Raw genomic sequence first — 11593 nt, 5'->3', positions numbered from 1 at the left:
CGGCGTTAAGCGCCGCTAAATATAGGAGGCTGGCATGGCAGATAATATCGGGCAATTGGAACAGTATTTAAGAGTGATTATTGGCGCCGGATTGCTGATGTGGACCCTGTTTTTTCAGGGGCCAGCCTGGGGCTGGTTTGGGCTGGTGCCGCTGGCGACTGGGCTGATCCAGTGGTGTCCGCTTTATGCCTTGCTCAAGATTAACCGTCGCTAAGCTTCAGGCGTTGCTTGCAACCCAGACTTTAACATCAGCACAGAGGCTTTGCCAAAACCATAGCTGGTGGTAAAGAGGCTGGCAAACAAATAACCCTGAAACAGCAAGGGCGGCGGGAGCTCAGGATTGTCCAGCGCCGGGAAAATGGCCATCAGTAAAAACAGGCTGGAGTTGGTAAATGCGCCTATCACCATCGCCCAGCGTACATGCCATGGCAAAGAGACCCGGCTGGCCGCAATGCCAAAAATGAGGGCGGTCATCAGCAGAAAATCGATATGTGCTTGCAACAGCCGCGTGAACTTTCCTGCGAAAATCGCCTTGAGTGGGGCCACACCAAAGTTCAGGCCCACCATACACCATGCCAGTAACAACGCCATCAGCAGCCAGCATGCGGCCCCTTTCAATAACATCTGGTGGGCTTGTGGGGTCGATTGCATCAAAGTCTCCTGGGGGATATCGTGTCCCCAGCATAGCCGATCTGTCATGGCCTGCTTGACCTGGACGGAGCTCAGGCTTGACTGAAACGGAGATGACTCGCTTGCGAAATCTAGCTGTTTGTGACTTAATTTCGCTCAGCAAAGGAGAGGGTCATGGCGCAGCAAGCAAGGACAGTAGTCGCAGCGACAGGTCGCAAATATAGCTCCGATCTGGTCGCACCCAGTCAGCGCAAGGCATGGTTGTGTGAGGTGATTGGACGTGAATATGCAGAGGTGGACATCGTCCCGCCCACGGCAGCCCCACTTTACAACGAGATGACGCTCTATCCTTGGCAGGCGTTGCAACTATCCGTGATCCATTCCAACAGCCTGACCATCCAGCGCGGGACGCGAGAGATCAGTCGTCCGCAGTTGGATAATTATTTTGCCGTCCTGTTGCTGCAAGGCCGGTATTGTCTGCAACAGCAAGGGCGGGAAGTGTTTTTGCGCCCTGGCGACATGACTATTTATGATGCCACGGTGCCGCACTATATCCATTGTCCAGAGGCGTTTTCCAAGCTGATTGTTTCCATCCCAAGAACCTTGTTGCATCAGCGTTTGCCGCAGGCCGGGCATCTGACGGCGATGCCCATGCGATTGCAGCACGGCATGACCGCCATGTTGTCGCCGTTTTTGCAACAGCTCACGCGTCAGCTGAATCAACTCTCCATGCAGGCATTTGAAGCCAGCGCGGCGCCTATGCTGGACATGCTGGGCAATGCGCTTGAAACCTTGCAAGACCATGCGCTGCCGCGTTCGCCTGGCCGCAGTTTGTCATTGTTGCAAATCAAGCAGTGGCTCAGTAAGCATCTACAGGATGCAGACTTGGATAGTGACGCCATTGCCGCTGCCACCGGATTTTCCAGCCGGTATATCAATCAATTGTTTGCCGATGAACAGACGTCTTTGATGCGCTATGTCTGGCAACAGCGGCTGGCGCTGAGTGCGCAATACCTCAAGCAACCGGCCTGGCAGCACCGGAGCATTTCCGAGATCGCGCTGGCTTGCGGCTTTAACGATTTTGCACATTTCAGCCGAGCCTTTAAGCAGCAGTTTGGCGACGCCCCCCGCGTTTTTCGGCAGCAGGGGGCTTTACTCCGTTAAATCTGCAGGCAAATTTTGCCAAAGTGCTGATTGGTCTCCTGATACTGGAAGGCCTGCACCATTTCCTCCAGCGCAAACACCTTATCCACCACCGGTTTCAGGCCATTCGCATCTATGGCCTTGATCATGGCTTGCTGCATGCTGCGGCTACCCACCAGCACGCCTTGCAGGCGCAGTTGCTTGATCAGGGCTGTGACCAGAGGAAAGTCGCCCGCCAATCCGGTCAAAATACCAATGACAGAGACGTGGCCACCGACGCGCGCCGCCAGCATGGACTGTTCGAGGGTGGCCGGACCGCCCACCTCGACGACGTGATCGACGCCACGGCCGCCCGTCAGTTCGCGCGCCAGCGTTCCCCAGGCCGGGGTGGTTTTGTAATTGATCAGGTGATCTGCACCCATGGCCTTGAGTTTTTCCAGCTTGGCTTCGCTGGACGAGGTGGCAATCACGGTTGCGCCTGCCAGCTTGGCAAATTGCAAGGCAAAGAGGGAAACGCCGCCCGTGCCTTGCACCAGCACAGTATCGCCAGGGGTGAGCTGATCATCAGACATCAGCGCACGCCAGGCCGTCAGGGCGGCGGTAGTCAAGGTGGAGGATTCGATATGGCTCCAGCCTTTGGGGGCCAGCGTAAAAGATTCCGCGCTGGCGGTAACGATTTCACGCGCGTAGCCATCCACACCATCGCCTGGCACGGTGGCAAAGCCTTCAACCAGCGGTTCGCCCGCTTGCCAGCTGGGAAAAAAAGTACTGACTACGGCATCGCCTACTTTGAATTCGGTGATGCCTGCGCCGACCGCGACTACTTCACCGGCGCCATCCGCCATCGGGATACGCGGCTCGCTGGGCCCCCACATGCCGCTGACCACGGCAAAATCATGGTAATTGAGCGAGTTGGCATGCAGCCTGACCGTGATTTGCCCGGCAGTTGGCGCAGGGGCTTCGCGTGTGCCGACGGTGACATTTTGGTAGCCGCCGCCCGGTTGCAGAATAATGGCTTTCGTCATGGCGTTCTCCTAATCAAGCGTGACATGGGGATTGTATTCATAGGGATGAGTGTTCACGGTAAGCGGTTGATTCTGCCCTGACTTGCAGACAAAGTAAATCGCCCGGCACCAGCAGGCGGACGGGAGTGAAGCCAATGTAAAGACTGTTTCAGGATCTCGTCCTGATTGGATCGACAGATGTAAAGCGGCTGTGCGACCAGCTAAATCACGGGCTGCACACTGTAGACTTAACACGATTAAATTTAAATTTATGCAGCTCCGGGACGCCCATACATACAATCATGTATGTTAGTATATTTTCACGATAGCCAACCTCAGATTGGTTTTGCGACTGCAGCATCAGATTTTAAAAAGGAACAAACACGATGAAACTCAATATCAATGGCAAAGAGACCGAGCTCAACGTGAGCGATGACATGCCTCTTTTATGGGCAATCCGCGATGTGGCTGGCATGACCGGCACCAAGTTTGGCTGTGGCATGGCGCAATGTGGAGCCTGTACTGTGCATCTGGATGGTCAGGCCATTCGCTCTTGTGTGACCCCGGTCAGTGCGGCCGCGGGTAAAAAAATCACCACTATAGAAGCCATGCATGACGACAAGGTGGGCCAGGCCGTACAAGCCGCCTGGCAACAGATTGATGTGGTGCAGTGTGGCTACTGCCAATCCGGCCAGATCATGTCTGCGACCTCACTGCTCAAGCAAAACCCTAAACCCAGCGACGCCGATATTGATGCGGCCATGAGTGGCAATATTTGCCGTTGCGGGACTTATCAACGTATCCGGGCAGCGATTCATGAAGCCGCTGCCAAACTGGCTTAAGGAGAGACCCCATGAATGATCTCATTAATCTCTCACGCCGCAGTTTTATCAAAAGTACGGCCCTGGTCGCTGGCGGCCTTGTGGTGGCATTCAGTATTCCGCAAGCCAAACGCTTTATGGGCGTAGCCAATGCGGCAGAAGCGCTGCCACTACCTGCGCCGAATGCCTTTTTGCGCATCGGCGCCGATGACAGTATTACCGTGATGTTGGCGCATAGCGAAATGGGGCAGGGCGTGTGGACCACCTTGCCCATGCTGATTGCAGATGAGCTGGATGCCGACTGGAGCAAGATCAAGGTCGAGCATGCGCCTGCGGCGCCTGCTTATGTGCATACCGCCTATGGTATCCAGATTACCGGCGGCTCTTCCACCACCTGGTCAGAGTTTGACCGCTATCGCCAGGCGGGCGCATTGACACGTGTTCTGTTGCTGGAGGCGGCGGCCAAGCAATGGAAGGTGCCAGTAGCTGGCTTGCGCACCGAAAATGGTTTTGTCATCAACGGCACGCAAAAGCTCAGTTATGGCAAGCTGGTGGAGACCGCCAGTCAATTGCCGACACCGACCAGCGTCACGCTTAAAAAACCGGAGCAGTGGAAATTGATCGGCAAGGCCACCAAGCGTCTGGACAGCGCAGAAAAAATCAATGGCACGGCCAAGTTTGGTCAGGATGTGCAGTTTGCAGGACTCAAAGTCGCCATGGTGGCACGTGCGCCAGTGTTTGGCACCACACTCAAAAGCCTGGATGATGCCGCTGCACGCAAAGTGCCGGGCGTGATCAAGGTGGTCAAAGTGCCCACGGGGGTTGCCGTGATTGCCGAGCATTACTGGGCCGCCAAGCAGGGGCGCGAGGCCCTCAAGCTGGAGTGGGCGCTAGCCGGGCATGACAAACCGGATACCCCCGCCTTGCTCAAGCAATATCAGGCGCTGGCGCAAAAGCCAGGCTTGCAGGCTGCGAAAGCGGGCGATGTTGCCACGGCCAGCAAGCAGGTCAAGCAAACCATACATGCGGAATATGTGTTGCCTTATCTGGCGCATGCACCGATGGAACCTTTGAACTGTGCCGTCAAAATCTCTGATCAGGGCTGTGAAATCTGGACCGGGACGCAAATGCAAACCACGGACCAGGCGTCAGCTGCCAAGATTCTGGGCCTGAAACCAGAACAAGTGAAAATTCACACGCTGTTTTTAGGGGGCGGTTTTGGCCGTCGCGCCAATCCCCGTGCAGACTTTGTGTCTGAAGCGGTTGAAGTGGCCAAAGCGGCAGGCATGCCGGTGAAAACGGTTTGGAGCCGCGAAGACGATATCAAGGGGGGGTTCTACCGGCCGATGTTTGTTCACAAAGCCAGTATCGCGCTCGACAAACAGGGCAAACCGCTGGCCTGGCAGCAGACGCTGGTCGGACAGTCCATCATCAAAGGCACGCCCTTTGAAGGCGTCATGATCAAGGACGGCATTGATGCCACCTCGGTGGAAGGCGTGGCTGATTCGCCCTATGTGAAAGGCACTCCGCATCATGAGGTGCAGTTGCACTCGGTGCAAAGTGATGTGCCGGTGTTGTGGTGGCGATCGGTCGGGCATAGCCATTCCGCCTTTGTCATGGAAAGCCTGATTGATGAACTGGCGCATGCCAGCAAACAGGATCCGCTGGCGTATCGCCGCCAGTTGCTGAAAGACCATCCCCGTCATTTGGCGGCACTGAATCTGGCGGCCGATAAAGCGGGCTGGGGCAAACCGTTGCCTACTGGCGTGTTCCGTGGCATTGCCGTCCACGAGTCGTTTGGCAGCTATGTCGCGCAGGTGGCCGAAGTCTCCGTCAAAGACGGTGAGGCCAAAGTGCACCGCGTAGTGATGGCGATTGATTGCGGGCTGGCTGTGAATCCGGATGGTGTCAAAGCGCAGATGGAGTCTTGTGTCGCCTTTGCGTTGGGTGCCGCGCTCAGTAGCGAGGTGAGCTTCAAAGACGGCCAGGTGGAACAATCCAACTTCCACAACTACCAGGTGTTACGCATGAAAGATATGCCCAAAGTGGATGTGCATATTGTGCCCAGCACCGAAAAAATGGGTGGGGTGGGGGAGCCGGGCGTGCCGCCGCTGGCACCTGCCGTGACCAACGCCATTTTTGCTGCGACTGGTAAGCGTATCCGCCGGTTGCCGATTGGTGATCAGCTGGCTTAAGCCCTATGCAGTCCTCTGATTGGGAAGTGTTACAACGTGCCCGTGACTGGCTGGACCAGGGCTATGGCGCGCATCTGTTTACCGTGATCCAGACCTGGGGCTCGGCCCCCCGGTTGCCGGGCGCCATTCTGGTGGTGCGCGAAGATGGCCATCTGGTCGGCTCTGTCTCTGGCGGCTGTATCGAAGATGACCTGGCAGACAAAGCCCGTCACCAGCAATTGCCGCAGCGGGCTGCGATTCTCGACTATGGTGTAGACCAGGCGGAAGCACAGCGCTTTGGCATCCCTTGCGGCGGCCAGCTCAAGATTTTTGCCGAGCCACTGACGCAGGCGGCACAATTAACGCCTATGCTGGAGAGCTTGTCACAGCGACGCTTGCTCAAACGATCGGTGCATGTGCATCGCGGCGAAGTGCGGCATCAATACGTGTTGCCTGAAGGTCAGCCTTATCTGGAAAGTGACTGGTTTCACAGCTATTTTGGCCCGCAATGGCGGCTGCTGATTATTGGCGCCAACCAACTGGGCTCCGTGTTGGCGGCCATGGCACAAGCGCTGGATTTTCACGTCATGATCTGCGATCCGCGTGAGGAAATGCGTGCTGAATGGCATGTGGAAGGCGCAGACTGGTTGCCCGGCATGCCGGATGATGTGGTGCTGGAGATGGCGCCTGATCCACACACGGCGATTGTGGCCGTCACCCATGATCCCAAACTGGACGACATGGCGTTGCTTGAAGCGCTCAAGTCAGACGCGTTTTATATTGGCGCCTTGGGCTCCGTCAAAAATCAGGAAAAACGCAAACAGCGCTTGCGCAGTTTTGACCTCACCGAGCAAGAGGTGAACCGCCTGCACGGCCCGGTCGGTCTGCGTATCGGCAGCCGCACGCCGGCCGAAATTGCCGTGTCTATCCTGGCTGAGCTGATTCAGGAACGCGCGCACTTGCAGCAAACGGGTCTGGTCTCACGGGCGCACAGGCTGGCGATGGCCTGATCATTTCAAGTCGGCGGGGGTATCAATATCCCTGAAGATGCCCGGGTCCTCGCACGCAATGTGTATGCTCTGTGCCTGATGGGCGCGCACCACCTCCCGCGCGCCCTGGTCACCTTCCACCCTAAGTAATTCAGGGATCAGTGCACGGCTGAAACCCACCGGATGGCCGGGCTTGCCCGCCATGACCGGTTGTACCAATGGATGCTGAGCCAAGGCATTTGCGACATGCTGTATGGTCTGCGGCTGGATAAAGGGCATGTCTGCCAAGGCGATCACCACGCCGGCGTACTGCGGAAAGGCCGTTAACACGGTGTTCAACCCCAGCTTGAGACTATCGGCCATGACCTGCTCCTGCTCGCCACATTCGACCACTATCAATCCCAAGGCCTTGAGTGCGGCACTCAACTCAGGCACATTGGCGCGTATCACGGCGACACTGTGAGGCAAGGCGGTGATCAGGCTGCGGGCGGCCACTACTGCCATGCACTCACCATTAGGCAAGGGCTGTAAGAGTTTGTTTTGCGCACCAAACCGGCGGGAGAAGCCAGCGGCTAACAGCAGGCCTACAGGGGGGGCGTCAGAGGGAAGGTGCGTATGCATCTGGGCCTGATCGTCTAAAAAATGCTTTTCTAACATAAGGCGGTGGGTTCAGCTACAGCGCTGCGTCAACATCATCGTATACTTGAGCGTTCATGACAATATTCTGTTCTGGTTGAGGGGGTCCCCATGTCCTGGTTTCGGCGCTTGATGGTGTATTTGCTGTGCAGTGTAACCTGTTTGCCCGCCCTGTGCCGGGCAAATCTCGCCTCTGGCGATTATGCCTTTGAGGTCAATGTTGGTGGTGAGACGCGCGAGTATCTCGTGCATGTGCCCAAGCAGGTCGGCGCAGGCCAGGCCTTGCCCATGGTGCTGGTGCTGCATGGCGGGATGGGCAATATGCAGGTGCAGGCCACCGAACGGTTTTATCACCAGATTTCTGCGGCCGAAAAACATGGCTATATTGCCGTGTTTCCTAATGGTTACAGCCGGTTGCCGGGCGGCAAGTTCGCCACCTGGAATGCCGGTAACTGTTGTGGTCCAGCGCTCAAAAAACAAAGTGATGATGTGGGTGTGATCCGGGCCATGATTCAAGCCATGCAGCAAAAGACAGCCATTGATGCCAACCGCATTTTTGTCGATGGCATGTCCAATGGCGGCATGATGGCTTATCGGCTGGCCTGCGAGTTGTCAGGCACCATCAGCGCGATCGCGGCTGTCGCCGGGACAGACAATACCAGGCAATGTCTGCCCAGCAAACCGGTGGCGATTTTGCATATTCACGCCAAAGACGATGACCATGTCCCATTCAATGGTGGTCCGGGCGAGAAATCCATGACAGATGTCAGTTTTAATTCGGTGCCTGCCACTATCCAGAAATGGGTAAAGCTCAACCAGGCCAATCCACAGGCAGAGCGTATCCTTGAAGTCAGCGGTGCCTATTGTGAGGTGCATCGTGGCGGGTTGGCGCCCGTGCAGCTTTGTGTCACCGACAGCGGCGGACATTCCTGGCCGGGGGGCAGCAAACCCCGTGGTGGGGAGGCTGGATCAACGGCGATTGACGCCAACGACGTGATCTGGGCCTTTTTCAATGCCAATGGCCGCCATTAAGCCTCCGTCGGCATGTCCGCCGCAATGGGCGATTTATGTTAAAACGGGATGCTATAGCCGACGTAAGCCATGGGTTGTATGCGTGTTTCTGTGATCGGGCTGTCGTATTGTTCATCACTGAGTCGGGTGATGAATGCACCAAACAGCAGTGAGTGATTGGTCATCACAGGCATCATGCCATTGATGCCTGCCTGCCATTCAACGCCGGATCCCGCACGGTAAAACGGCCGACTGGCGTTGACCTCATTGTTGCGCACCCCAAAGTAATAGTTGTTGAATTTCTGGCTGTTCCAGGTCGCCCCCACCAGGCCATTCAGGCGCAAGTTTGGCGACCGTAACAGGCTCTTGATGTATTGCACCTGAAACTGCTGGCCATTACTGTTGCCACTGGCATCCGTGGTCCATTGCGCATTCAATGTGCCATAGTCGGTTTGCCAGCGGAGCAGCGGCCCAACAAAAATCGAAAAGTCGCGGTCATCCATGCCGCGCGTACGGTCGCCCTTGCTGGCATCCCACCCAAACTTGGCCTCGGCAGACAGGCCAAAGCGTAAGCGTTTATCCTCACTATCCACTAACCAGGCGCCCGCTTGCAGGGCATTGATAAAAAAACGGTCGCCATAATTCGCGTTAATAATCGGCAACACCAGCGCGCGGTATTCATCAGAGCCAGAGGTCTTTGGCAGGACGCCAACGCCAATCCCATACAGGTTTTGTGCTCTGGGTACGGCAGTTTCTGTTTGCCGGTCTATGCGGGATTCGGCAGATGTAAGCGGACTGAAGAAGGTGATGGCCATACAAGTGCCAATCACGGGCAATGCGTGATGAAAGTTCATGGTGTGTATCCGTGTATTATTTTATGTTGATGGCATGAGCGCTTAACGGCTGATTTAGTTCCCGCATGCCATGCAGGCTTTTTCGTCTGCAGCCCCAAAACCAAAATGATTGACCATGGTCACATCGCTGCAAAGAGGAGAAAACACATGCGACCTATACATATTCAGCTGGCTAAAACATTGACCTTTATGGGCGCGCTGCCTTTTGCGGGCGCCGTGGTAGCGCAGATGCAGGGGATGGCGCATTATCATACCGGCTATCTGGCGCTGACCTATGGCGCCGTTATTATCTCATTTTTATGTGGGATACACTGGGGCTTGTTTTTGAACCATGCCCAAGACACCCGCCTGAATTTGCTGGTCACCAGCAATTTGCTGGCCCTACTTGCCTGGGCTACCCTGTTTTTTGTGGTGCCGGTCACCCAATATCTGGTGCAGATAGCCGCCTTTATCGTTTTATGGCTGATAGACCGCAAGCTGGTGGCTGAGGGGCTGATTGAACGCTGGTTTTACCAGCTGCGCACACAAATCACGCTGCTGGTGACAGTGTGTTTGTGCGCGATGCTGGTGTTGCAGTTTTAAAAGCCAGGCCAGCGTCAGATTAGACCAGCTCAGGGACTGGCTTTCTTTAAGGCCTGGATTTGTTGCGTGACTTTTTCGCCTTGTTCCGGGTCTATCGCCTGAATCGCTGGCTGGATAGACTCTAATGTCGCCAGATCTTTTTGCACAAAAGCGACTCTGGACAGCGCAAGCATGGCATCAACATCGCGCTGGTTAAGGTCATAGGCTTTTTTTAGGTCCTGCTCTGCCTGCACATAATGCTGCAAGCCTTCTTCCGCCAGCCCTAAAAAATACCATGCATCGGCAGAAGCCGGTTCTTGGCCCGTCCATTGTCCGGCAATGGTTTTCAAATCACGCCAGTCTGCATTTTGGTAGGGAATTACCACCTGCATGAAATAAGGCCGTTGTTCCAGCGGCAACGCCCAGAAAGGGACATCATTGGTTTTGAGTGACGTGGTTTCAGGCGCCGCCATCAACTCCTTGATCCACTCGACCGGCAGGCTGTAATAAAACGCTGGTTGGCCCGGGCTTTTGAACGTGGTCAGGCCGATCAGGTTGTAGTGCTGGTCAAACAAGGCGCCGCCGCTAGAGCCCATGTAAAAAGAGGCGTTCGAGCGCACAATCAGGCTGCCATCAAACGGATAAATGCCCTTGATCGCGCCATAAGACAGCTGGGGCACTGGCGCACCGGCTGGAAAACTCATGCTAAAGACTTCTTCTTCATATTGCAGGCTTTGACTGTCTCGCATGGGGATGGGTTTGAATGGCAGCGGGTCAAACTTGAGCAGGCAGACATCGCGCTTCCAGTTGGCTTTCAGGCCTATCGGCTGATAACCATCTCTAAATTTGGCGATATTCACACCTTTGCTATTGGCAATCACATGACAGTTGGTCGCCACGTATTCGGGGCTGACCACTACACCAGAGCCCCTGCCGTTTGAGCCATCCGGCAAGTCGGTGGTGACCATGACAATCGAGTGTCCGAGTTCCAGCGTATCAACAATACTGGGCTGAGCATTTAAAACATTGGTCAGCAAAAGCAAGCTGGTGAGCAAGATTGACTTCATAACCCCTCTATTCTTTATTCAGGTCTGTCGGATGTTTAAGTAACAAATTCTTAAGCGGTAAGACCTGTCAGGATCAAAAACGTTTTCGGTGCGGTGCGAGTAAGCATTTTCTGACAGGCAAATCAGCGGCAGCCTACGTCTAAGTGCGGCGCTTACCATTAAGATGGTGCCTGACTCAACCTTAAAATATTGAGCATAAAATGCATTCCCACAAATCGTACATGCTTCCCAAACTGATTTTCCTCAACATGTTGGCCTTGATGATGATTACCTTTGAACATGAAGCGCCTGCCGATAACCGTTATTTTCTTAAAGCTGTGAATGCAGGTGAAGGGGCTAAGCCTGAGCCTGAGCAGCACGTGCAATTGGCTGAGGCTAGTGAAGCCATGGTTGATGCCGCACAAGCCACGCCAGTTCAAGCCACACCCGGTAAGGTGGAGCCTGCAAGAAAAACGCCGGTAAAACGGCGGCTGGTCAGCCACAAATCTTCACCCAAGGCTAAAGCCATGCTTCAACGCGCCAGCTATCAAAGCAACTCCCCTTTAGGGTGCTGTTTTAGAGGCAATTACAGTTAACACGACCGTTTTAAAATCGGCTATGTAAAAGATTTGAACATTTTGCCCGCACAATACTCAAGCTCCCACATGGGGGCTTTTTTGTTGCCGGACGTTATTTTATCTGCAAAACTTGATGCAATCTGATT

At 55.1% G+C, this 11593-nt stretch carries 13 protein-coding genes; 8 read left to right on the top strand and 5 right to left on the bottom strand.

The window, feature by feature from the left end; all coding sequences use genetic code 11:
• Nucleotides 1–34 precede the first annotated feature (34 nt).
• Nucleotides 35–214: a YgaP family membrane protein gene (locus ACT53D_RS09720; RefSeq protein WP_476144629.1), complete on the top strand. Its 180-nt coding sequence runs from the start codon at nt 35–37 to the stop codon at nt 212–214.
• Here the strand turns inward: ACT53D_RS09720 and ACT53D_RS09715 are convergent.
• Complete coding sequence (locus tag ACT53D_RS09715) at nt 211–651, bottom strand: hypothetical protein (protein WP_476155910.1); 441 nt, start codon at nt 649–651, stop codon at nt 211–213. The two genes, ACT53D_RS09720 and ACT53D_RS09715, sit on opposite strands and share 4 nt — an antisense overlap.
• A 153-nt stretch (nt 652–804) precedes the next feature.
• On the opposite strand from ACT53D_RS09715, the gene ACT53D_RS09710 reads away from it, so the two are divergent.
• Complete coding sequence (locus tag ACT53D_RS09710) at nt 805–1794, top strand: AraC-like ligand-binding domain-containing protein (protein ID WP_476155908.1); 990 nt, start codon at nt 805–807, stop codon at nt 1792–1794.
• Here ACT53D_RS09710 and ACT53D_RS09705 read toward each other — a convergent pair.
• Complete coding sequence (locus tag ACT53D_RS09705) at nt 1791–2798, bottom strand: zinc-dependent alcohol dehydrogenase family protein (RefSeq protein ID WP_476155906.1); 1008 nt, start codon at nt 2796–2798, stop codon at nt 1791–1793. The genes ACT53D_RS09710 and ACT53D_RS09705 overlap by 4 nt on opposite strands.
• A gap of 365 nt (nt 2799–3163) precedes the next feature.
• Here ACT53D_RS09705 and ACT53D_RS09700 point away from each other — a divergent pair, with 365 nt between their 5' ends.
• Genes ACT53D_RS09700 through ACT53D_RS09690 form a run of 3 tightly spaced genes read left to right on the top strand, consistent with a single transcriptional unit; the run spans nt 3164 to nt 6782 of the window.
• Nucleotides 3164–3619 carry a (2Fe-2S)-binding protein gene (locus tag ACT53D_RS09700; protein WP_194748873.1) on the top strand — a complete coding sequence of 152 codons (456 nt, stop codon included), beginning with the start codon at nt 3164–3166 and terminating at the stop codon, nt 3617–3619.
• Between the two features lie 11 nt (nt 3620–3630).
• On the top strand, nt 3631–5793 hold the full coding sequence (locus tag ACT53D_RS09695; RefSeq protein WP_476155904.1) for a xanthine dehydrogenase family protein molybdopterin-binding subunit: 2163 nt from the start codon (nt 3631–3633) through the stop codon (nt 5791–5793).
• 5 nt (nt 5794–5798) lie between these two features.
• Nucleotides 5799–6782 (top strand): XdhC family protein, encoded by a 984-nt coding sequence (locus ACT53D_RS09690; protein ID WP_476155902.1) that lies wholly within the window; start codon nt 5799–5801, stop codon nt 6780–6782.
• Here the strand turns inward: ACT53D_RS09690 and ACT53D_RS09685 are convergent, their stop codons facing one another.
• Nucleotides 6783–7382 (bottom strand): nucleotidyltransferase family protein, encoded by a 600-nt coding sequence (locus ACT53D_RS09685; RefSeq protein WP_476155900.1) that lies wholly within the window; start codon nt 7380–7382, stop codon nt 6783–6785.
• Between the two features lie 126 nt (nt 7383–7508).
• Between ACT53D_RS09685 and ACT53D_RS09680 the strand changes: the two genes are divergently transcribed.
• On the top strand, nt 7509–8429 hold the full coding sequence (locus ACT53D_RS09680; protein ID WP_476155898.1) for a CE1 family esterase: 921 nt from the start codon (nt 7509–7511) through the stop codon (nt 8427–8429).
• A 38-nt stretch (nt 8430–8467) separates the two neighbouring features.
• Here ACT53D_RS09680 and ACT53D_RS09675 read toward each other — a convergent pair whose 3' ends face one another.
• Complete coding sequence (locus ACT53D_RS09675; RefSeq protein ID WP_476155896.1) at nt 8468–9262, bottom strand: MipA/OmpV family protein; 795 nt, start codon at nt 9260–9262, stop codon at nt 8468–8470.
• A 147-nt stretch (nt 9263–9409) separates the two neighbouring features.
• Between ACT53D_RS09675 and ACT53D_RS09670 the strand changes: the two genes are divergently transcribed.
• A complete protein-coding gene (locus ACT53D_RS09670; RefSeq protein ID WP_194748867.1) occupies nt 9410–9844 on the top strand; it encodes a DUF3429 domain-containing protein in 435 nt (144 codons plus the stop codon).
• A 29-nt stretch (nt 9845–9873) separates the two neighbouring features.
• Here the strand turns inward: ACT53D_RS09670 and ACT53D_RS09665 are convergent, their stop codons facing one another.
• A complete protein-coding gene (locus tag ACT53D_RS09665) occupies nt 9874–10890 on the bottom strand; it encodes a trypsin-like peptidase domain-containing protein (protein WP_476155894.1) in 1017 nt (338 codons plus the stop codon).
• A 200-nt stretch (nt 10891–11090) separates the two neighbouring features.
• On the opposite strand from ACT53D_RS09665, the gene ACT53D_RS09660 reads away from it, so the two are divergent.
• Nucleotides 11091–11465 carry a hypothetical protein gene (locus ACT53D_RS09660; RefSeq protein ID WP_476155892.1) on the top strand — a complete coding sequence of 125 codons (375 nt, stop codon included), beginning with the start codon at nt 11091–11093 and terminating at the stop codon, nt 11463–11465.
• Nucleotides 11466–11593: the final 128 nt, after the last annotated feature.

The sequence above is a fragment of the Methylophilus sp. DMC16 genome (assembly GCF_056314045.1).
Note: the sequence above shows the minus strand (reverse complement) of the source record. Positions and strands in the feature narration are given on the sequence as shown.